The sequence below is a fragment of the Labrenzia sp. CP4 genome (genome assembly GCF_001579905.1).
Lineage (GTDB): Bacteria > Pseudomonadota > Alphaproteobacteria > Rhizobiales > Stappiaceae > Roseibium > Roseibium algicola.
In genome coordinates, this window is sequence record NZ_CP011927.1 from 3849457 (window position 1) to 3870817 (window position 21361).

The following is a 21361-nucleotide window of genomic DNA, read 5'->3' on the forward strand; positions in this document are numbered from 1 at the left end:
AGATCCAGGCGATCGCATCAGCCTTTCCGGCCAGGAAATATCCGCAGATACTAACGCATTACAGTGACACCCGCCATTCGAAAACCTGCATAGAGCAAGGCAACCCCGGCGCATTTGTTGACGAGACCTACAATCCAGTTCTTCATCTCACCACGGGTCAGGCGATCCCCCAGAAAGGCATATGCCGTGTAGGATGTAAGGTCGATCAGGAAAGTCGTCATGCCCATGATGAGGATCTGCGGAACAATGGGGGCATTGATGTCGAGAAACTGGGGCAAAATGGCTGCGAAATAGAGCAGTGCCTTCGGATTGGCGAACTCGATCACAAACCCCTGGGCGAACAACGCCTTCAGGCTGGACTGCCGCCCGGACCGTTTGACGCGGATTGCGCCTGCCGGCGAGAAGAGTGCGGTCAGACCCAGCCAGACGAGATATCCTACACCAGCCCATTTGATTACCGAGAACACCAGGTTGGAAGCAATGATCAGTGAGGCAATGCCGGTTGCTGAAAGCGCAAAATAAACGGCATTGGCAGACGCAATACCAAAAACGCCACCGAGTGCCCGACGCCCACCATTGGCCGCCCCTTGCGACGCAACGGCCACGGCCGCCGCACCGGGAGAGAAAACCACGACAGCTGTCGTGACAAGAAAGATCAGATATGTCTCGAACTGCATTGCTTTCTCCTGCGCCCGCCAGATTTGCCGAGAACTGCTGCTTCGCCTAAGCGGCCGCGACAATTTCGATTTCGATCATCCACTCGGGTGTCAGCGTTCGAACCACAAGGGCCGTGGTCGGGACGCGTCGGGCGCCCAGTGCCTCCAGTCGTGCGGCCTGGTTCTTTTCGGCATGGTCCGGATCTGAAAGATAACTGGTGACGCGGACGATATTGTCGGTCGTCATGTCCGCTTCAGTCAGGATCCGGCGCAGGTTCGCCCAAACCAGATCGAGCTGCTCTTCCAGGCTCTTTGGAGCCCGGCCGATTACATCAAGCCCCATGGTGCCGCTGACGAAGAGCAACCGCTCTGCACCGGTCACTTCCAGGGCATGCACATAATCCGGTGTTGCCGGGTAAATGCCCTTGTCCGGGTTGATTGTCCGCTCCATCAAGTCGAAGATCCTTCTTCCGAAATCTGTTTCGGAAATGACTGTTCAGACGAACACGATTCACCGCAACAAGGATCTGGCCGAATGAAATCAAATAAAGAGACCATTCAGAAAAACAGCACCCCCGGCCGCCCCGTGGACGCATTCGACCGAAGAATATTAGGCGAGCTGGTGCGCAATGCCCGGCAGACCTATGCCGAGATCGGGACCAAGGTCGGGCTGTCTGCACCGGCGGTGCATGACCGGGTAAAGCGGATGATCGCGTCCGGAACCATCGCCTCCACCAACGCCGCCATTGATCCCATGTCTGTCGGCAAACCGTTTCTGGCTTTCGTGCATGTGGATGCCAGCGGATGGGGCAAGAGCGAGCGGATGATGAAGCTGCGGGACTTTCCGGAAGTGGAAGAGCTCCATTCGGTCACGGGCGACTGTTGTGTCATCCTGAAGGTGCGGACGGCCAATGCCGACGCGATGGAACGCTTCCTTGCACAGGTCTATGCCCTGCCGGGCGTAAGGGCGACCAGAAGTTATGTGGTGCTGACGACGTATCTCGACCGGCCGGTGCAGGCGGAGGTCACGGAAACCTGGCCTGATGTGCCGCTGCCGGCTGTGTGAAGGTCAAGGAAGCGTCTCGCGACCTTCAGAACTTAATCACCATCAGGATCGCCCGAGCCGGGCCGCCAACGGCTGCAATGCAATGGGGCACGTCGGCGGCGTAGCGAGCCGTGTCCCCTTTTCCGATGACACCTTTGGCCACACCGGACGTGACTTCAAGCTGGCCGTCTTCGGCTATCAGTTGCTCCCGCGTTCCACGTTCGTGCGGTTTGCTGTCGAGCTTTCCATCTGCCGCGAATATCAGCTCATAGATTTCGAACCGGCCTGTGTCCTGAGGCGGTGACAGGATGCGGATCTTGCAGCCGTCTCCCGCCCTGTCGAGCGCCGGGGTCTGATGTTCGTGCACGATCTCGACCCGATCCTCGGCTGCCTCCTCCCCCAGAAGACCTGCAAAGTCGACATTCAAGGCCCTGGTCAGATTGAGCAGGGTCGCGACAGTCGGATTGGACTCCCCGCGCTCGATCTGGCTGACCATGGAGCGGGAAACGCCGGAGAGCTTTTCAACGGCCTCAAGCGAGAGCCCCTGGGCACGCCGCGCTTTCTTGAGGCGGGCCGGCAAACGGGAGAGAATGTCTGAATCTGTCATTGCGGAACTAAAATCCGTTTCGCCAGATATTGCAATTTACTTTTCCCGTCATCCAACTGTCACAAATCATGTAAGCTTTCCCTCGGCCAGGACCTGAAAACAGGAATGGCCATCGTCTTCCGGGGGGAACACATGAAAGCGATACCACGTCTATATTTTGCCACGGCCGCACTCTTTGCCCTTATCGGCATGGCCTGGGGCATCCACATGTCAGCAACCACTGATCACACGCTTGCGCCAGCGCACGGGCATCTCAACCTGATCGGCTTCGTGATGATGGCCGTCTTTGGTGCCTACTACGCCCTGGCACCAAAGGCAGCCGCCTCGCGCCTTGCGCTCATCCACTACGGATTGTCGGTTCTCACCGTCATCGTACTCGTGCCCGGGATCGTATTTGCGATCAACGCCGAAGGGGAAATCATGGCCAAGGCCGGCTCTGTTCTGGCGGTTCTGACCATGCTGGTTTTTCTCGCAACAGTGCTGCGCAACCGCGCCGATTGAATTGCCGTCGCTTCCGGGGCGCATCCTGTCGCTTTCGGAACATTTGCTGCACCGCCCTCTCCCATAGCGTTCCGGCACAAGTCGGGGCGGTGCAAAACCGCATCCGGAAAACAAGAAATCGGAAACGCTTCGGAGAGAGAGAACCCATGGCCAGCGATATTGAAATTGCCCGTGCAGCCAAGATGAAACCCATTCAGGAGATCGGCACACGGCTGAATATTCCCGAAGACTCTCTCCTGCCCTATGGGCGCACCAAGGCCAAGATTTCCGCCGACTACATTGCCAACCTCAATGGCCGCAAGAACGGCAAGCTGATTCTGGTGACGGCGATCAACCCGACTCCGGCCGGCGAAGGCAAGACGACCACAACGGTCGGTCTTGGCGACGGCCTCAACAGGATCGGCAAGAACGCGATGATCTGCCTGCGCGAACCTTCGCTCGGCCCCTGTTTCGGCATGAAGGGCGGCGCAGCCGGCGGCGGCTATGCGCAGGTCGTCCCGATGGAAGACATCAACCTGCATTTCACCGGCGACTTCCACGCCATCACCTCGGCCCACAACCTGCTCGCCGCCCTGATCGAGAACCACATCTACTGGGGCAACGAACTGGGCATCGACATTCGCCGCGTAGTCTGGCGCCGGGTGATGGACATGAACGATCGCGCACTACGTTCCATCGTCTGTTCGCTTGGTGGCATTGCCAACGGCTTTCCGCGTGAAGCAGGGTTCGACATCACCGTCGCCTCCGAAATCATGGCCATCCTCTGCCTGGCCACCGATCTCGAAGATCTGCAGAAGCGGCTCGGCGACATCATCGTTGCCTACCGGCGCGACCGCACGGCGATCACCGCGCGCGAACTGGAAGCAGACGGCGCCATGACCGTGCTGCTGAAAGAAGCAATGCAGCCGAACCTGGTGCAGACGCTGGAAAACAACCCCGCATTCATCCACGGCGGCCCTTTCGCCAACATCGCACACGGCTGCAACTCCGTAGTTGCTACCCAGACAGCCCTGAAGATGGCCGACTATGTGGTGACGGAAGCTGGCTTTGGCGCAGATCTCGGTGCCGAGAAATTCTTCGACATCAAATGCCGCAAGGCAGGCCTCAGCCCGGATGCGGTTGTCATCGTCGCAACCATCAAGGCCTTGAAGATGAATGGCGGCGTTGCCAAGGAAGACCTCGGCAGCGAGAACGTCGAGGCCGTGAAAAAAGGCTGCGCCAACCTTGGCCGCCACATTGAGAACGTCAAACAGTTTGGTGTTCCGGCAGTTGTGGCCATCAACCACTTCACAGCAGATACGGAAGCGGAAGTTCAGGCTGTGCGGGATTACTGCGCCGAATTCGGCGTTGAAGCGATCCTGGCGACCCATTGGGCCAACGGCTCCGCAGGCACCGAAGAACTTGCCACCCGTGTGGCAGCCCTTGCCGAAAGCGGCGCGGCGCAATTCGCACCGCTCTACGACGACAGCCTGTCCCTGTTCGAGAAGATCGAAACCATCGCAAAACGGATCTACCGGGCAGACGAAGTTCTGGCAGACAAGTCTGTACGCGACCAGCTCAAGCGTTGGGAAGCCGACGGGTTCGGTCATCTTCCGGTCTGCATGGCCAAGACCCAGTATTCCTTCACGACCGACCCGCAGCGCCGAGGCGCCCCGACCGGCCATAGCCTGCCGGTCCGCGAAGTCCGCCTGTCGGCAGGGGCCGGTTTCATCGTGGTGATCTGCGGGGAAATCATGACCATGCCCGGCCTGCCGCGCGTGCCGTCAGCCAACCACATCAAACTGGACGAAAAAGGTCAGATCGAAGGTCTGTTCTGATCATTCAGGATTGATGCCGAATACCAGAAAAGGCGGGTCTCAGGACCTGCCTTTTTTGTGTGGCGTGCGGTCAACGGTCTCTCAAACTGCGGCGGAGTGACATCGCCTCGAACGCTGCACAAGAGGAACTGAAACAGCATGGATGCCACGGTCGAGCCATGGCATGACGAAGACAAGGCAAAGATGGAGCGGTTTGCCTGCCTACAAATTGCATAATCCATCAAAGAAAGTACCAATCCGTCACTTCCTCCGTCATTGCAGGGCTAGACCCTGCAATCCATACCGAAACATCGCCTCGAACGAAGGCCGCACTTGCGTAAGTCAAACAGCGTGGATGCCAAGGTCGAGCCACGCATGAAGAAAGTTGAAATTTTGGCTAGTCAGCGCGGTGTGGATTTCGGCCGAGCAGAACGAGCCCGATCGCAGCCAACAACAGGGAAAGGCCCGAGAAGACGGTCCGTGTCTGGTTCCACACCTGCCAAGGCTCGGAATAGGACCGCCAGAGCATTGCCGCTTCTTTCAGGTATTCCGGGATCGCTGCCTCAGCAAGCTCGAGGTTCATGGGCACGTTGACCAGGAACGTCAGCATGATGCCGCCCAGCGCATAGACGATTGCTCCACCTACAAAGGCGACCCCGGCTGCGCACCGGCCAGACAGCAGGCTGAAGACCCCGGCAAGAGCAAGAACGAAAGGCGTGCCGAAGAAAGCGGGCGCAAAAACGGCGTTTCGGACGGACGCGTTCATGGCCTGCATGGCTGCTATCGCAATGCGAGGATCAGTGGCATCCAGGCCCCACATGGTTGAGCAGACCCAGGCATAGAAGAAACCGAAGATGGCCCCGGCGAAAACAAGCGCCAAAAGACCGGTTCCAAGTGCAAGTCGATACATCCCAAACTCCAAACCGTAATTAAGTGTACGGATTGTAATTTCCGTAACATCGATTACGGTTTTGAGCAAGCGACGGAGAGAACGACATGCGGGCGGAAGCCAGGGAACGACGGAAAGCATCCATAGAAGCGGCGGCGATCGAATTGCTGCTGGATCAGGGCTATGACAACCTGTCGATGCTGGCAGTCGCAAAAAAAGCAAAGGCCTCCAACGAAACGCTCTACCGTTGGTATGGAGATAAGACCGGGTTGTTCAGCGCCCTGGTGGATCGCAATGCAGAAAACATTCGCCAGTCACTTCGAGAGTGTATCGAAAACAACCCGTCTCCCACCGAAGCACTGCGGAACTTCGGCCGACGTCTTCTGGGCGTTCTTTCGAACCCGGCCGCAATCGCTCTCAACCGTGCAGCTGCCGCCGACACGACCGGCACGCTTGGAACTGCCCTCGCGCAAAGCGGTCGCGACGCGATCAGGCCGCTCGTAACCGACCTTGTCGCGAAGGTTCAGGGCGACGGACTGCTGACAGACCTTGAAACGGAAACCGCGGTAGAAATCTATCTGTCCCTGCTGATCGGCGATCTTCAAATCCGGCTGGTGACACGCGCCGTGGCTGAATGGTCGGAAAACGACATCGACGCCCGTGCGGAAACCGCCTGGCAGGGCGTGAAGCTTCTTTCGGCAGGCAGCGCCACTGCCTTCTCGTAAGTTTAGACAGCTACAAACATTTCCCGTCAGCGCACAAAATTGACATTGAACGGCCTGGCTTGATTTCCCTGTCGCGTAAACGACTAGCCGTGTCGCTTTGGAGATATCGGCGAATCCGGCTTGAGGCATAAGGTTTTGCACTAAGTTGATGGCCGTTGTGCCTGGTTGGAGCTGCCCATGTCTGACGAAGACGATATCGATCTCGCCTCCCTTTCTGACGACGAACTTGTCGAGCAGATGCATGACGACCTCTACGACGGTCTTCAGGAAGAAATCACGGATGCCGTGAACATCCTTCTGGAACGCGGCTGGGTACCTTACGACATCCTGACCAAGGCCCTTGTCGAAGGCATGCGGATCGTCGGCGTCGACTTCCGCGATGGCATCCTGTTCGTTCCCGAAGTGCTGCTTTCCGCCAACGCCATGAAAGCCGGCATGGGCATCCTGCGTCCGCTGCTGGCCGAAACCGGTGCGCCGAAGGTTGGCAAGATGGTCATTGGCACCGTGAAGGGCGACATCCACGACATCGGCAAGAATCTGGTCTCGATGATGATGGAAGGCGCAGGCTTTGAAGTGATCGACATCGGCATCAACAACCCTGTTGAAAACTACCTTGCGGCCATTGAAGAGCACCAGCCGGACATTCTCGGCATGTCAGCTCTACTGACCACCACCATGCCCTACATGAAAGTCGTGATCGACGAAATGAAGGCCAAGGGCATCCGGGACGATTATATCGTGCTCGTTGGCGGCGCACCGCTGAACGAGGAATTCGGCGAAGCCGTCGGTGCTGACGGTTATTGCCGCGACGCGGCCGTTGCTGTGGAAATGGCTAAAGATCTGATCGCTCGCCGCCACAACATGCTGGCCAACAAGGGCTGACGGCAATGTTCAAGGAGGCTGCCGAAATGTTGGTGGGCGAGCCTCTCTTTCCGGTTGAAACGGATGGGAGCGCGGACGACAAGGCCGGCCGCGTTCTTGTTATTGCCTGCGGGGCTCTGGCACGCGAAATCGTCGCCATCCGCGAAAAGAACCGCCTCGATCATCTCGACATCACCTGCCTTCCGGCGAAGCTTCACAACTCGCCGGAAAAGATCCCTGATGAAGTCCGCCGGGCCATCCTCAAGAACGCGGACACCTATTCCGACATTCTGATTGCCTACGGCGATTGCGGAACCGGTGGCCTGCTCGACAAGGTGCTGGAAGAAACCGGCGCGAGACGCATCGATGGCGCACACTGCTATGCCTTCTTCACGGGGATAGACGAATTCGACCAGATGGAAGACGACCAGCTTGGCACCTTCTACCTGACCGACTTCCTGGCCCGTCACTTCCAGACCATGGTCATCGAACCGCTCGGCCTCGACTGGCACCCGCATTTGCGGGACATGTATTTCGCTCATTACACCCGTGTTCTTTACCTTGCGCAGACCGATGACCCTGCCCTTGAGGATGCGGCGCGGCGCGCGGCGGACCGGCTGGGTCTGCCGTTTGAAATGCGCCGAACCGGGTATGGATTGCTTCAGCCGTTTCTGGACAAGGGCCAGGCGGACTGAGCGTCGCAAAATAGCATCCGGACAAGTCGGTTTTTCACGTGATGATGCCGCTATCAGGCGTCCTGGATCAGCCAGCTTCCGGCAAACATGTTTCTCAGGAGGAAAGTCCGAGAATGGCGCAGAAAATCATCGTTTATTGGCGGGACATCCCGGCACAGATCCTGGTGAAACAGGGGCGCAAATCCGCCCGACGGGAACTGCCGGCCATGTTCATGGAAGCCATTGATGCCTGCGCGATGCGGATCGGTGCGAAGGACAGCGACGCCTACATGGCGGAGTGGCGCCGGACAGACCCGGTCTCCGTCACGGACGACCTGGAAACGGAAGCGGACGCAGCCCTGACCGACCTGGTCTCGGCCTATCCGAAAGAGAGACTGAAAACCCTGCTCGCAAATGGAGGCTCGGAACATGACTGATCAGCGCCTGTTGGCCAATGGGCGGCTTCCCGCCTCTACCGAAATGTCTCCCAAGCAGGTGGTCGAAAAGACCGAGCTTCTGGAATTTATTCCGGCGGGCACGCAGGTCTATGTCACGGATCTGGGCAACTGCTCGGAAGACATGATCGTCGATGCCGCCCGCATCCTGCGCGACAACAAGCTGACCGCAGTTCCGCATATGGCGGCCCGCCGGTACGCCAGCCGCGAGGACTTCGAGCGCCGCATCACGCGTCTGACCCAGGAAGCAGGTGCGACCGAGGTTCTGGCCATTGCCGGTGAAGCAGAAAAAGCCGGCCCCCTCACCTCATCCGTCGCTCTTCTGGAGACGGGCCTCTTCGACAAGCTCGGCATCAAGAAGATCGCCGTTGCAGGTCACCCGGAAGGCGCACCGGACATCAAGCCGGACGTCATCAAGAGCTTCCTGCAGCGCAAGCACGAACTTGCCCGCGAAAGCGATGCGGAATTCCGCATTGTCACCCAGTTCGGGTTCGATCCGCACCGCGTCAGCCTTTGGCTGGACGAGCTGCGCGAATGGGGCAACGAGTTCCCGGTCCATGTCGGCGTTGCCGGTCCGGCAAAGATGACGACCCTGCTGAAATATGCCGCTTTTGCCGGTGTTGAAAATTCCTTCAACTTCCTGAAGAAGCGCGGCGGTGCTGTCGTCTCCATGCTGTCGGGCTACGATCCTGACACGATGGTCGATCCGCTGGAGACCCGCGTCACCAGCCAGCCGAACACCCAATTGGCCCAGATTCACGCCTATCCCTTCGGCGGTATCCAGAAAACCGCCGAGTGGCTGCACAGCCGCGGGAGCTGGTCTTTTCAAACCTCATCTTCAATCCTGACTGCCAATGAGAGCGCATAAATGACCCGCACTGTTGTCGCGTCCGCCACCAAGGAAATCGTTATCGGTTTCGATCAGCCGTTCTGTGTGATCGGCGAGCGGATCAACCCGACCGGCCGCAAGAAGCTGGCGGCGGAAATGGCCGAAGGCAACTTCGAAACCGTCAAGGCCGATGCGCTGGCCCAGGTGGCTGCAGGCGCGACCATGCTTGACGTCAATGCAGGCGTGACAGCGGTCAACCCGAACGAGACCGAACCGCCGCTGCTCGTCAAAACTCTTGAGATAGTTCAAGAACTTGTCGACGTTCCCTTGTCTATCGATTCATCCGTGACCGCCGCCATCGAGGCCGGCCTCGCGGTTGCCAAGGGCCGTCCGCTGGTCAACTCCGTGACCGGTGAAGAAGAGAAGCTGGAAGCGATCCTTCCGCTGATCAAGAAATACAACGTGCCGGTGGTGGCGATCTCGAACGATGAGACCGGTATCTCCGAAGATCCGGACGTTCGTTTCGAAGTCGCCAGGAAGATCGTTCAGCATGCTGCCGACTATGGCATTCCCGCACACGACATTGTCGTGGACCCGCTGGTGATGCCGATCGGCGCCATGGGCACCGCAGGTCAGCAGGTGTTCCGGTTGCTGCGCCGTCTGCGTGAAGAGCTGAAGGTCAACACGACCTGCGGCCTTTCCAACATCTCCTTCGGCCTGCCGCATCGCCACGGTATCAATGCCGGTTTCATTCCGATGGTCATCGGTGCCGGCATGACCTCCGCGATCATGAACCCGTGCCGCCCGCAGGAAATGGAAGCCGTACGTGCGGCGAACGTGCTCAACGGCACTGATCCGAACTGCTCGGAATGGATCATGACCTACCGTGATCACCAGCCTGCCGCTGCAGGTGCGGTTGCAGCACCTGGTGAAGGTGGTGCGTCTGCTGGCGGTCGCCGCCGCGGTGGACGCGCGGCCCGTCGGTCCGCCGGCTGAGCCCAGATGTCATAACACGTTTGCGGTTCTCTCCCCTTCCGCAAACAGGGTGGCTTTTCACCAGTTTCAGGATGGAATCTCCACCCCAATCCCCTCCCTTTAATAGGGAGGGGTTTTGCGTGTCGAGGGGCACGTTTCAAATCGCGGGATCCGCGTCGTTTTCACGATGGCTCCGGCTTTCGCAGGTTCAGATAAAAACTCCCTCCTCCTTGTGGGTGAAGGGTCAAGGGTGGGCTTCGTCCCCGCAGTGTTTCAAAACCGGTAGTGGCAGATCGCAGACATGACCGAGACCGTCAAACAAGCCAAAGTCGTTTTCCAACCCAGTGGTCGCCGTGGAACCTTTCCTGTCGGCACGCCCTTGCTCGACGCTGCCCGCTCGCTCGGTGTCTATGTGGAGTCGGTATGTGGCGGGCGCGGCATTTGCGGGCGCTGCCAGATTTCCATCTCGGAAGGCACTTTCGCCAAGGAAAACCTGACCAGCGCAGCTGAAAACCTGGAAGGTGCCACCGAAGCGGAAACCCGCTACGCAACCTTGCGCAAACTGCCCGCCGACCGGCGCCTTTCCTGTCAGGCAAAAATCCTGGGCGATCTGGTTATCGATGTCCCGACCGATGCCCAGACCAACCGTCAGGTTGTGCGCAAGCGCGCGGAAGCCCGCAACATCGAAGCCGACAGCCCCATTTCGCTGGTATCCGTCTCGATCGCCGAACCGGACATGGAAACGCCGCGCGGCGATATCGACCGGCTGCGAGAGGCGCTGATTGCCGAGACCGGCATTGCCGACCTCACGATCGACCCGGTGCTGCTGCCACGGGTCCAGACGATCCTGCGCAAGGGCAATTGGCAGGTAACCGCGGCAATCCACGAAGACAGAGGCGTGCTGCCGACACTCGTGGCGCTCTGGCCCGGAGAAAAACCTGCCGTCTACGGCCTTGCCGTCGACATTGGCTCCACCACCATCGCAGCCCACCTTTGCAACCTGCAGAACGGGCGTACAGTCTCGTCCGCAGGCACCTCCAACCCGCAGATCCGCTTTGGTGAGGATCTGATGTCGCGGGTGTCCTATGTCCAGATGAACCCGTCCAAGCTGCCGGATCTGACAAAGGCCGTGCGCGATGCCATCAACGCGCTGATCGGCAAACTGGTCGGCGATGTCGGCGCAGAACGCACGGATGTGCTTGATGCGACCTTTGTCGGCAACCCGGTCATGCATCATCTGTTCCTCGGTATCGATCCGGTGGAACTGGGTGGCGCTCCCTTCGCGCTCGCAGCCTCCGACGCCATGGTTTTGAACGCGCGCGATCTGGATCTGGAATTGAACCCGGGTGCACGTGTCTACATGCTGCCCTGCATCGCCGGCCATGTGGGTGCCGATGCAGCTGCTGCAACGCTTGCAGAAAGCCCTTACAAGCTCGACGAGATAACGCTGCTTGTCGATGTCGGTACCAATGCGGAAATCGTGCTGGGTAACCGGAACCGGCTGTTGGCAGCGTCCTCTCCGACCGGCCCTGCGTTCGAAGGCGCCGAGATCTCGTCCGGCCAGCGCGCGGCACCAGGTGCAATCGAGCGCATCCGCATCGACAAGGAAACGCTTGAGCCTCGCTTCAAGGTGATTGGTGTCGACGAATGGTCGGATGAAGAAGGCTTTGCCGAAAAGGTCGACACTGTCGGCGTTACCGGCATTTGCGGCTCCGGCATTATCGAGGCGGTTGCCGAGATGTATCTGGCGGGCCTCATCACGGAAGACGGTGTTATCGACGGCTCGATGGCGGAACGGACATCGCGCGTCAAATCCACCGGCCGGACCTTCTCCTATCTGATTGCTGACGACGGGGTCGAAATATCGATCCTGCAGACGGACATTCGCGCGATCCAGCTCGCCAAGGGTGCGCTTTATGCCGGTGTCAAACTTCTGCAGGACAAGCTCGGCACCTATGATCTGGACCGCATTCGCCTTGCTGGGGCCTTCGGCAGTTACATCGACCCAAAGTACGCGATGATCCTTGGCCTTATTCCCGATTGCCCGCTGGACGGTGTCTCCGGCGTCGGCAACGCTGCCGGGACAGGCGCCAGGATGGCTTTGCTCAACCGCTGCTACAGGCGCGAAATCGAGCAGACAGTGCGCGATATCGAAAAGATCGAGACCGCTCTGGAACCCAAGTTCCAGGAGCATTTCGTCAATGCAATGGCCTTGCCCAACAAGGTCGATCAGTTCCCCCACCTTCGAGCTGCCGTCGAATTGCCGGTACGCAAGGAGGCTGACGCGGGCTCGGATGCAGCCGGCGGAGAGCGCAGGCGCAGACGCCGCCGGGGATGATGGTGTCGTTCCTTCGGCTAGCAAGCATGAACGGGCGGCAGATTTGCTCTGCCGCTACTGATCCCAGAAATACTGCTCACGCATACGCCGCCAGATCTTTTCTCCCACGAGGCAGTCATATGGCTCTTCGAAGGTGAATTGGGCCGGGATGACTTGTGGCTCCGGCGGCTTGACGCCGCCGATCTCGAGGATCAGCTTGCGACGAACGGCTTCGGGAAACTGTTCCCAGTCGTTCACCGGTATGACGAAGCTGGCAGGCCCGCCGATGACGCAGCGCTGATAATAGACGTCCAGGTCCGGAATGTTGAACTGGAAGCCCATGCCACCAGTAGTCATCAGCGGCAATCCATTGATCACCAGACCGGCCTCTACGGCAGCATCGCGTGCCTGAACCACAGGTGCTCCCTGGTTGTTGGGACCATCCCCTGAAATGTCGATCACGCGGCGGTCTGCCTTGAAAGGTGCATCGGCGAGGAGAGCCGAAGCATGCCAGATTGCGCCGGAAATCGAGGTTCGGCGCTGACCGTAGGTGCTGTCCGCCAGAACCTTGTCGGCGAACTCCTGGGCATCTTCCACGCCCTCGATCACCGACCACCCGACAATTTCGCGCGCATGGCTTTCGTTGGCCCATTCGAACATCATGAGAGCGATCCGGCCGTGAGCCCCGTACCCGATCGCCCGCACCACTTCCGGGCTGGCGATGGCGGCTGCATATCCGCGGCGCTGGATCTGGAGTTCTTCAGGCGACATGGAGCGGGAGACATCGACAGCAAGGACCAGAGCGACATCGACCTGTTCCTGCGCAAGCGCGGGACCGAGAGGTGCCAGCAGCAAGGCGACTGCACCTGCAAGTGAGCGGACTTCGGAAAGCCTCCACATGCCGAAAGGATAACCGAAACCGAAAGAACCGCCAGCGACTTGACGCTTCGTCAGATAAACCATCTGTGATCGGAGGCAGCCACCAGCCGATCGGACACTTTCGCCGCCCTGCCCGCGTCGGCTATAACATCGGCAAAGCAAATCTTGAGGGAGCGTTCCATGTCTGAAACCGCCGCAAATGACGAGATCCAGAAACCGATGCTCGCAACGCTTCTTCATGAAGGCGTTTACCGGATCGTGATGCAGCGGCCGGAGCGGATGAACGCTCTTTCGAGCGAGATGATGACCGCTCTAGCCGGTGAACTGCAGAAGGCGGCCGAGGACCCTGCAGTGCGTGTTGTCCTGCTCGGTGCAGAAGGCAAGGTCTTCTGCGCTGGCCACGACCTGAAGGAACTAACCGCTGCGCGCGGTGAAACGGACGGCGGGAAAGCCACCTACGAGCGGATCATGCGCCAGTGTTCGGACCTGATGCAGCAGATTGTGCGCCTGCCCAAGCCTGTGATCGCCGTGGTAACAGGTGTTGCGACCGCAGCCGGTTGCCAACTGGTTGCCTCCTGCGACCTTGCCATCGCTACCGACACGGCCACCTTCTGCACACCAGGCGTCAATATCGGCCTCTTCTGCTCCACACCAATGGTTGCGCTCTCGCGCAATGTTGCACCTAAACAGGCCATGGAGATGCTTCTGACCGGTGAAAGCATCGACGCATCCACCGCGAAGGATTTCGGCCTGATCAACCGCATCGTCCCGCGTGACTACCTGGAGCAGGTCGTCCAGAAATACGCGGAATCGATCGCCTCCAAGTCTGCCAAGACCGTGAAGATCGGCAAGGAAGCCTTTTACCGTCAGCTGGAAATGCCGTTGTCGGAAGCCTATGATTTCGCGGCACAAACAATGGTCGAGAACATGATGGCCCGGGATGCGGAAGAAGGCATCAACGCCTTTCTGCAAAAACGCAAACCCGAATGGACGGACAGCTGATCGGCCCTGCCGTTTGGAGGCATCAAGGATAAGACATGCCTGAAGCCGGTTATTCCGGACGTCCGCTGTCCGCAAAACTGGGGCTGAAACCGGGAATGATCTGCTGGCGTCATCGGATGCCGGAAGACATTTCCGCCTTGCTGCAGACACAAGACCCCGGCGCGGTCATTCGTGCCGCGCCGGGACCGGGTGTTGAATGCGCTCATGTGTTTGTCACCGAACGGGTTGAACTGACTGGACTACTGGAAACCTTGCGGGTCCTGCTGGCCCCGGACGGCATGATCTGGGTTTCCTGGCCCAAGAAGGCCAGCAAGCTACCGACCGACGTCACCGAAGACACCATCCGCGAGCTTTGCCTGCCGATGGGGCTTGTGGACGTAAAGGTTTGTGCCGTTGACGGCATCTGGTCCGGTTTGAAACTGATGATCCGCAAGGAATTCAGGAAAGAACAGGCGGCAAAGCTGGCCTGAGTGTCTACTGTCAACTCACCGTATTACCACTGCGGTTCCATATCATTTCAGCGGCAGGAAGATATCGGTTTGCGCTTCATGCTCCGGAACATCCGGAAAGAAGCTGAGGCGTTGAACGAACAGCGGAAAGTCCCGCAGCTCCTCGCCACTTCGTGGCAGCCAGTCGCGATAAGCGCGCGGATTGTTTCTTCAGCTAAGTCGAGTGGACCGGAATGCCTGATTACGGCGCAGCGTCCTGCGGGTAACGTTGCGGCTACCACGCCCTCCGCATTCTCTTTGAACTGTCCTGCTAGAGCGCAGCAAATGCCGAACCGATATTCTTCAGGTAGCGCCGTTCTGGGATCGTCAAAGAGTATATTGAACGTCGCGCTTCTGGAGGGAGGGCTTGCATTTGCCTTGCGCCAGGCAATGAAGCGTCTGACGGATGCGGGCACCTCTTGCGGTGACCCGCGATGCTCAAGCAGGGCGACGGATGTTTCAGGAAAATCGATGATCCGGACGGCCGAGACATCAAGGTGCTGATCCGACATGAACTGTCCTTTCAAATTCAGCAATGGGTCATAGGTTCTGTGCCAGACAGACCAGTCGGGCGTTGATCGGAAAGCCGACGGGCTTTGCCCAAAATCTCGTTTGAACGCACGTGAGAAGCTCTCGAGATTTTCGTAGCCCGCATCGTAGGCAATCTCAGTGACCGGCAGCTCCACCCTGAAAGCGAGCTGCTGTCCTGCGCGTTTCAGCTTCAGGAGCCGCCGGTATTCTGCAACTCCGAGGCCAAAGAAGGCCGAGAACTGGCGCTGAAAGTGAAACTTCGAATAGGCGGCCCCCCCCGCAAGCGCAGGAACATCAAGCGGACGGTCCAGCGACCGGTCGATCGTTTCCAGCACCTTTTGGAACCGCTTTTTCAACTCACTCATAAAACGCCGCCTTCCGTATGCCTGTTTAGCCTCTCCCGTTTACCGGTGAGCCGTTTATCGCGCCTGACCGTCCCTGCGCAGTTTCACAATTCTTCGAGGTGGACCGGTCTGCGGCAGAAGGCCCCTTGCAGGCAGGTGTCATTTCGCATTGGATAGCGCGATAAATCTGAGGATCTCCATTCCATGAATCACGACACTTATCCGGACGCTTACATCAAGGGTATTCTCGACGAGGTGAAAACCGTCGCCATGATCGGCGCGAGTGCCAACAATGTCCGGCCGTCCTATTTCGTGCTGAAATACCTTTTGTCCAAGGGATACGAGGTCTGGCCCATCAATCCCGGTCAGGCAGGCAAGGAGATCCTGGGACAGAAGGTCTATTCCTCGCTCGACGAATTGCCTGCGGTTCCCGACATGATCGACATCTTTCGCAATTCCGAAGCGGCAGGCGTTATCGTCGACGACGTTATTGCCAGCGGCAAGTTGCCCAAGGTCATCTGGATGCAATTGACCGTGCGCCACGACGAAGCGGCAGCAAGAGCCGAAGCTGCCGGTATCAAGATGGTGATGAACCGCTGCCCCAAGATAGAGTATGGTCGACTGTCAGGTGAAATCGGATGGGCAGGTGTCAACTCGCGCACGCTTTCCTCCAAGCGCCCTGCTCTGAAAGCAGGGTTTCAGCATCGCGGGCTTTCTGGGGAAAAAGACAGCTAATTTTCCCCATTGCATCAGCTTCGCACAATGCTCGCCGGATAGCTCGTTAGTTGAGATACCGCCGTCCGGAAGCCAACCGGATGCCATCAGTAGCGTGAGGCAGCATGACCCAGGACCCGACCCTGTTTACCGCATTTGAATGGGTTCTCATGGCTATGGCAGCTCTGGTTGCCTTGCTGCTGTTCGCATTCGTGCACAAGGCCGAACACGGATCCCCTTTCGCCCACCGTGACGAGACCTGGGCGCGAGAGCAGGCACAGTCCGGCGAGCGGGAACAGAAGGGCGGCTGAACCGAAATCAATGTATACACCCCCACTTCTACCCCTGCGTGTTTCTGCTATACTTCGGGACTTCAGGGATGGGGTTTTGATCTGCGTTCAGGCGAATTTGCGCCTTTGACGACAGATACATGGGGGCAATACTAATGATATTCGCGCTCGCGACTGTCGCGTTCGTCGTCTGTATCGCGGTACTGATTCATCTGCAGAAACCATCTGCAAACGGCCCGCGCGCAACCAGGCGCACGAAAGATGATGCAACCGACAAAAGCTGACAATTTTAAGTTCAATTTATAAGAGCTTTCGCTCAATTTGCTCCGAATGCCGATGAATTTCTTTCCACTTTCTCCATAAGAGATCGTTAACCTTTTGCCTCGCATCCAAGTTTTCAAACCGGGAGGAAGGCCGCTGTGTTTGCAGTCTTCGGAGATACGACCTTTCTGGCATGGAGCCTGCCACTGCTGGCGGCGGCACTGCTTTTTGGTGTCTATTTCGGTGTGAAGCTGGAGAACCGGAAGGACCCTTCCGACCAATAGGCAGACATGCCCCACCCTGGCAGGAGGCAAAGGCCACCAATCCTGCCTAACGCTTTGACATACATAATTTCCTTTAGATCACAAAACCGCAAAATCGTTCTTTGACCTGCCCTGCTCCTTCGGTCAAACTGGCCGCCAATCCAACAGGGAGGTCTTTTAATGAGCGAAAATATTCCAGGTTTTTCCACTCTCGCGATTCACGCTGGCGCAGCGCCGGATCCTTCGACAGGCGCGCGGGCGACACCGATTTACCAGACGACCTCGTTCGTTTTCGACGATGTCGATCACGCCGCTTCCCTGTTCGGGCTGCAGGCCTTCGGCAACATTTACACACGCATCACCAATCCGACGACGGCTGTTCTGGAGGAGCGCGTTGCGGCGCTTGAAGGCGGTACCGCCGCACTTGCGACAGCTTCCGGTCATTCGGCTCAGCTTCTGTGCTTCCATACCTTGATGCAGCCCGGCGACAACATCGTGGCCGCAAACAAGCTCTATGGCGGCTCCATCAACCAGCTGAACCACTCCTTCAAGAGCTTCGGTTGGGGCGTGAAGTGGGCCGACCCTGCGGACATGTCGTCCTTCGAAGCGGCGATTGACGACCGCACACGCGCGATCTTCATCGAGAGCCTGGCCAATCCCGGCGGAATCGTTGTCGACATCGAGGCGATTGCGGCAATCGCAAAGGCAAAGGGTGTGCCGCTGGTGGTCGATAACACCATGGCAACGCCATACCTGTGCCGGCCGATCGAACACGGTGCTGATATCGTTCTGCACTCGCTGACCAAATTCATGGGCGGTCACGGCAATTCCATGGGCGGCATCATCGTCGACGGCGGCAGCTTCGACTGGTCTGCCAGCGGCAACTATCCGCTGCTGTCCCAGCCCCGGCCGGAATACCAGGGCATCGTTCTGCACGAGACCTTCGGCAACTTCGCCTTTGCCATTGCCTGCCGTGTGCTTGGTCTGCGCGACCTCGGACCGGCCATCTCGCCCTTCAACGCTTTCATGATCCTGACCGGCATCGAAACCCTGCCGCTGCGCATGCAGCGACACTCGGACAATGCCAAGAAGGTCGCGCTTCACCTCGCGGCCCACGACAAGGTCAAATGGGTGTCCTACGCAGCCCTGCCGGAAGACAAGCACCACGCCCTGCAACAGAAGTACATGCCAAAAGGCGCCGGCGCCGTGTTCACCTTCGGCGTTGAAGGCGGTTATGACACAGGTGTCGCCCTGGTGAGCAAGGTGGAACTGTTCTCGCACCTGGCCAACATCGGTGACACCCGCAGTCTGATCATCCATCCCGCATCCACAACACACCGGCAGCTTTCGGATGAACAGAAGACCGCGGCCGGCGCGGGCCCGGATGTGGTGCGTATTTCGGTCGGGCTGGAAGATGTCGATGACATCATCGCCGATCTCGATCAGGCCCTTTCCGGCTAAGGGGTGCCAGCTGAACAAACGAAAAGCCCGCCGATTGGCGGGCTTTTTTGCCTGTACTCCCGTTCAGGCCCCGAGGCTGTAAGCACAGCGGAAATCCTGGCTCGGAGAGCCGCGGCGTTCGGAGCGAAGTGCTTCCACGCGGCAGCCCGTTTCCCCAACAGTTGCGACTTCCGGAACCTAGCTGCGAATGGCGAAAGGCCCTTTCAGCATGGCCACATAGTCAACCGCAGCCGCCAGGACGATAACCGCGAAGCCCTGATGCACCAGAGCGATGGACAGCGGCACGTGCCACAGCAACGTCAGAATGCCGAAGATCGCCTGCAGCAACAGGAAGCCCCCGACATGGGCGCCTGCCCGGCGCAGTTCCTTGCGCCGGCTCACGCGGAAGGTACTCCAGGCCAGCGCCACACCGGTGAACACCAGCACATAGGCCGTCATGCGATGCTGGAATTGAACCGTCATCACGTTTTCAAAGAAATTCAGCCAGATAGGCTGGATGGCAAGCATGCCGCGCGGAATGAATTGGCCATCCATGAGTGGCCATGTGTTGAAGGTCAAGCCGGCGTTCAGCCCGGCGACGAGACCTCCCAGGAACATCTGAACAAAGACAAGGAAAAGAACCAGTTTGCCCAGCCCTGCGAGCCGCTCCTGCTCCTGAATTTCGGGTTCGGGCAATGGGCACAGCCGCCGGGCAATCCAGAAAAGATAGGCAAAAATGAAGAGTGCGAGCGTCAGGTGTGTGGCCAGCCGGTACTGACTGACATCCACCCGGTCCACCAGGCCGGATGCCACCATCCACCAGCCGACAAAGCCCTGCAAACCGCCAAGTGCCAGGCCGACAAGCAATCTCGGCTTCAGCCAGGGCTCTATCCTGCCGGTTGCCCAGAACGCCACCATGGGGACAAAAAACGCAACACCAATGAAGCGCCCCAGCAGCCGGTGCGCCCATTCCCACCAGAAGATGAACTTGAACTCGTCAAGGCTCATGCCTTTGTTGATGAGCTGATATTCCGGAATCTGGCGATATTTTTCCAGCTCCTCTTCCCACTCGGCTTCGCTAAGCGGGGGAATGACGCCGTGGATGGGTTTCCACTCGGTGATAGACAGCCCGGATTCGGTCAGACGCGTCGCTCCGCCGACGACGACCATGGCCAGGATCAGCGCACAAACGAAGTAGAGCCACCATCGGATCAGAGCCCTGTTCTGTCGCAATCTCTGCAATTTGGCCGGAAGCATCTGTTCGTTCTTCACACCTTCTGCAATCGCAATCATGAGCCGCTTCCGGAAATTCTTATCGTGAGTTTGACCTTTGGCTTGCGGAGATATAGGTGCAGGAGCAAGACGGCAAGCGGTCCGGGACGTTTTGCGGCAAAAGGTCCCTCATCGCGCGGATTCACACACGGTCAACGGACACGCCCGACAATGGTTCCCTCGTTTCGCAAGTTTATCGGCATGGTGCTGCTGGTTGTTTTTGTGGTGGTCTACGCGCTCACCGCAATGGTGATCGGCGACCTGACATTGCAGCAGTCCTCGAACCTGGTCCGCTTCATCTACTTCGGCATCGCAGGTCTGGCCTGGGTCATCCCGGCAGGCGCGATTATCTGGTGGATGGAAAGAGGCGGGAAAAGCCGGACCTGACACCAAACCCGTTGGCAGCCCACCGGGCAACCCGGTAAAGCGCAAAGGGCGCCCCCGTCAGGTACTGGTCGACGACAGCCGGGTCTTGAAACCGGCCGTTCAGGGAGACGCGTGGCAGCATCATCGGGTCGCGCGCGTTGACGGATTGAAGCACACCGGGAAGCGTCGTCACAGACGAGGCGAAGCCGATCTCCCGCAAGATATCCGCATCACGCGGTGTAACCGCGTGTGATTTTCCATACGGATAGGCAAAGTGCTTCGGCCTGCGGCCGAGTTCTTTCTCCAGCCGCTCAAGCCCCCTGGTTACGTCTTCACAGGCGGCATCCGCGTTCAACCGCGCCATGGCAAAATGATCGTGGGTGTGGGCCCCGATGGTAACCAGCGGATCGCCAGCCAGTTGGCGGGTCTCGTCCCACGTCATCATCTGCGCGTCCGCCAGGGCTTTCAGGTCGACGCCGTATCTTTCAGCAAGCGCCCGGATGATCTTGCGCTGATCACCTTCGCCGACCTCCAGTGTCAAATGATCGACGATCTTTTCGAAACACGCGTTTTTTTCTGCAAGTGTTCTGCACGGGATGCCGGCTGAATTGCCTGCCGCTGTGAAGACCACTTCATCGTTGTCAGCGATGATCTTCTCCAGGGCCAGCCACCACAGTTCGCTGGTCCGGTCGATCAGCCCGGTTGTGACGAACACGGTGAAAGGAGCTTCCAGTTCCTTCAATATCGGATAGGCGACAGACAGATTGTCCCGGTACCCGTCATCGAAAGTCAGAACCGCATAACGGCGGTGCCCGTAACCGGACTTGAGCAGGTCGACGGCTTCATCCATCGATATGATTTCATAGCCGTTTGCCCTAATCCGCTCGACCGCGAGCTTCAGAAATTCGGGCGTGATTTCCAGGTGACGGTTCGGCTGGAAAGCATCGGAGCGGGCCGACCGGACATGGTGCATCATAAACACGGCACCACAGCCCTGGGTAAACGGTGCCAGCATACGGCCGAGCCCCGTTCCCTTAAGCACACTGAATGCGCGTGTTACCGTCTTGTGCCGCATGCCCATGTGGCCGAAATGCCCACCTTGCTAGAATGTGCCAGTTAGGCACGGTTTCTTTAACAATTATTGCTAAATCTATCGAGACTTAGCTTGATCTGCCAGCGCG

The 21361-nt window shown here is 58.6% G+C and carries 24 protein-coding genes and 1 pseudogene; 17 read left to right on the plus strand and 8 right to left on the minus strand.

The genetic code is table 11. The features are described from left to right. Nucleotides 1–50: 50 nt before the first annotated feature. Both ACP90_RS17680 and ACP90_RS17685 read right to left on the minus strand, forming a co-directional pair. Complete coding sequence (locus tag ACP90_RS17680) at nucleotides 51–677, minus strand: LysE family translocator (RefSeq protein WP_062489105.1); 627 nt, start codon at nucleotides 675–677, stop codon at nucleotides 51–53. Nucleotides 678–723: 46 nt separating this feature from the next. Next, on the minus strand, nucleotides 724–1107 hold the full coding sequence (locus tag ACP90_RS17685) for a RidA family protein (RefSeq protein WP_062489106.1): 384 nt from the start codon (nucleotides 1105–1107) through the stop codon (nucleotides 724–726). An 84-nt stretch (nucleotides 1108–1191) separates the two neighbouring features. Between ACP90_RS17685 and ACP90_RS17690 the strand changes: the two genes are divergently transcribed. Then, nucleotides 1192–1722 (plus strand): Lrp/AsnC family transcriptional regulator, encoded by a 531-nt coding sequence (locus tag ACP90_RS17690; protein ID WP_062489107.1) that lies wholly within the window; start codon nucleotides 1192–1194, stop codon nucleotides 1720–1722. Nucleotides 1723–1747: 25 nt separating this feature from the next. Here the strand turns inward: ACP90_RS17690 and ACP90_RS17695 are convergent, their stop codons facing one another. Beyond that, nucleotides 1748–2308 carry an XRE family transcriptional regulator gene (locus ACP90_RS17695; RefSeq protein ID WP_023003870.1) on the minus strand — a complete coding sequence of 187 codons (561 nt, stop codon included), beginning with the start codon at nucleotides 2306–2308 and terminating at the stop codon, nucleotides 1748–1750. A 132-nt stretch (nucleotides 2309–2440) separates the two neighbouring features. On the opposite strand from ACP90_RS17695, the gene ACP90_RS17700 reads away from it, so the two are divergent. After that, a complete protein-coding gene (locus tag ACP90_RS17700) occupies nucleotides 2441–2809 on the plus strand; it encodes a hypothetical protein (protein WP_062491737.1) in 369 nt (122 codons plus the stop codon). Between the two features lie 146 nt (nucleotides 2810–2955). Then, nucleotides 2956–4626 (plus strand): formate--tetrahydrofolate ligase, encoded by a 1671-nt coding sequence (locus ACP90_RS17705; RefSeq protein WP_062489108.1) that lies wholly within the window; start codon nucleotides 2956–2958, stop codon nucleotides 4624–4626. A gap of 376 nt (nucleotides 4627–5002) precedes the next feature. On the opposite strand, the gene ACP90_RS17710 is transcribed toward ACP90_RS17705, so the two are convergent. Further along, nucleotides 5003–5515: an anthrone oxygenase family protein gene (locus tag ACP90_RS17710; RefSeq protein WP_062489109.1), complete on the minus strand. Its 513-nt coding sequence runs from the start codon at nucleotides 5513–5515 to the stop codon at nucleotides 5003–5005. 86 nt (nucleotides 5516–5601) lie between these two features. Between ACP90_RS17710 and ACP90_RS17715 the strand changes: the two genes are divergently transcribed. From ACP90_RS17715 to ACP90_RS17745, 7 genes are all read left to right on the plus strand, one after another. Then, the gene (locus ACP90_RS17715) at nucleotides 5602–6219 is read left to right on the plus strand and encodes a TetR/AcrR family transcriptional regulator (protein ID WP_062489110.1); all 618 of its coding nucleotides are present in this window, start codon (nucleotides 5602–5604) and stop codon (nucleotides 6217–6219) included. 177 nt (nucleotides 6220–6396) lie between these two features. Beyond that, nucleotides 6397–7101, plus strand: a complete 705-nt coding sequence (locus ACP90_RS17720; protein WP_031270674.1) for a B12-binding domain-containing protein — start codon at nucleotides 6397–6399, stop codon at nucleotides 7099–7101. 26 nt (nucleotides 7102–7127) lie between these two features. Beyond that, nucleotides 7128–7775, plus strand: coding sequence for a DUF1638 domain-containing protein (locus ACP90_RS17725; protein ID WP_055656430.1), 648 nt, complete (start codon nucleotides 7128–7130; stop codon nucleotides 7773–7775). 113 nt (nucleotides 7776–7888) lie between these two features. Next, nucleotides 7889–8191 (plus strand): virulence factor, encoded by a 303-nt coding sequence (locus ACP90_RS17730; RefSeq protein WP_031270670.1) that lies wholly within the window; start codon nucleotides 7889–7891, stop codon nucleotides 8189–8191. Then, a complete protein-coding gene (locus tag ACP90_RS17735) occupies nucleotides 8184–9077 on the plus strand; it encodes a methylenetetrahydrofolate reductase (RefSeq protein ID WP_023003862.1) in 894 nt (297 codons plus the stop codon). The genes ACP90_RS17730 and ACP90_RS17735 overlap by 8 nt, the downstream gene beginning before the upstream one ends. Beyond that, the gene (locus ACP90_RS17740) at nucleotides 9078–10034 is read left to right on the plus strand and encodes a methyltetrahydrofolate cobalamin methyltransferase (protein ID WP_023003861.1); all 957 of its coding nucleotides are present in this window, start codon (nucleotides 9078–9080) and stop codon (nucleotides 10032–10034) included. A 280-nt stretch (nucleotides 10035–10314) separates the two neighbouring features. Further along, nucleotides 10315–12351, plus strand: coding sequence for an ASKHA domain-containing protein (locus tag ACP90_RS17745; protein ID WP_062489111.1), 2037 nt, complete (start codon nucleotides 10315–10317; stop codon nucleotides 12349–12351). A gap of 54 nt (nucleotides 12352–12405) precedes the next feature. Here ACP90_RS17745 and ACP90_RS17750 read toward each other — a convergent pair whose 3' ends face one another. Continuing rightward, nucleotides 12406–13293 (minus strand): DUF1194 domain-containing protein, encoded by an 888-nt coding sequence (locus ACP90_RS17750; protein WP_082809773.1) that lies wholly within the window; start codon nucleotides 13291–13293, stop codon nucleotides 12406–12408. 96 nt (nucleotides 13294–13389) lie between these two features. On the opposite strand from ACP90_RS17750, the gene ACP90_RS17755 reads away from it, so the two are divergent. Both ACP90_RS17755 and ACP90_RS17760 read left to right on the plus strand, forming a co-directional pair. Then, on the plus strand, nucleotides 13390–14211 hold the full coding sequence (locus tag ACP90_RS17755; RefSeq protein ID WP_062489112.1) for an enoyl-CoA hydratase: 822 nt from the start codon (nucleotides 13390–13392) through the stop codon (nucleotides 14209–14211). 35 nt (nucleotides 14212–14246) lie between these two features. Further along, nucleotides 14247–14681 (plus strand): DUF3052 family protein, encoded by a 435-nt coding sequence (locus tag ACP90_RS17760; protein ID WP_062489113.1) that lies wholly within the window; start codon nucleotides 14247–14249, stop codon nucleotides 14679–14681. 42 nt (nucleotides 14682–14723) lie between these two features. On the opposite strand, the pseudogene ACP90_RS17765 reads toward ACP90_RS17760, so the two are convergent. Next, nucleotides 14724–15595 (minus strand): annotated as a pseudogene (locus tag ACP90_RS17765) (AraC family transcriptional regulator). 183 nt (nucleotides 15596–15778) lie between these two features. On the opposite strand from ACP90_RS17765, the gene ACP90_RS17770 reads away from it, so the two are divergent. From ACP90_RS17770 to ACP90_RS17780, 4 genes are all read left to right on the plus strand, one after another. Continuing rightward, nucleotides 15779–16309: a CoA-binding protein gene (locus ACP90_RS17770; protein WP_055653510.1), complete on the plus strand. Its 531-nt coding sequence runs from the start codon at nucleotides 15779–15781 to the stop codon at nucleotides 16307–16309. A 104-nt stretch (nucleotides 16310–16413) separates the two neighbouring features. Further along, nucleotides 16414–16599: a hypothetical protein gene (locus tag ACP90_RS17775; RefSeq protein ID WP_023003853.1), complete on the plus strand. Its 186-nt coding sequence runs from the start codon at nucleotides 16414–16416 to the stop codon at nucleotides 16597–16599. 398 nt (nucleotides 16600–16997) lie between these two features. After that, on the plus strand, nucleotides 16998–17123 hold the full coding sequence (locus ACP90_RS28795) for a hypothetical protein (protein ID WP_023003851.1): 126 nt from the start codon (nucleotides 16998–17000) through the stop codon (nucleotides 17121–17123). Nucleotides 17124–17282: 159 nt separating this feature from the next. Beyond that, entirely contained in the window at nucleotides 17283–18563 is a 1281-nt protein-coding gene (locus tag ACP90_RS17780) for an O-acetylhomoserine aminocarboxypropyltransferase (protein ID WP_023003850.1), read from the plus strand. 177 nt (nucleotides 18564–18740) lie between these two features. Here ACP90_RS17780 and ACP90_RS17785 read toward each other — a convergent pair whose 3' ends face one another. Continuing rightward, entirely contained in the window at nucleotides 18741–19835 is a 1095-nt protein-coding gene (locus ACP90_RS17785; protein ID WP_062489114.1) for a COX15/CtaA family protein, read from the minus strand. A gap of 150 nt (nucleotides 19836–19985) precedes the next feature. Between ACP90_RS17785 and ACP90_RS17790 the strand changes: the two genes are divergently transcribed. Next, a complete protein-coding gene (locus ACP90_RS17790; RefSeq protein WP_023003848.1) occupies nucleotides 19986–20201 on the plus strand; it encodes a DUF2842 domain-containing protein in 216 nt (71 codons plus the stop codon). Here ACP90_RS17790 and ACP90_RS17795 read toward each other — a convergent pair. Next, nucleotides 20161–21255 carry a polysaccharide deacetylase family protein gene (locus tag ACP90_RS17795; protein ID WP_208992144.1) on the minus strand — a complete coding sequence of 365 codons (1095 nt, stop codon included), beginning with the start codon at nucleotides 21253–21255 and terminating at the stop codon, nucleotides 20161–20163. The genes ACP90_RS17790 and ACP90_RS17795 overlap by 41 nt on opposite strands. Nucleotides 21256–21361: the final 106 nt, after the last annotated feature.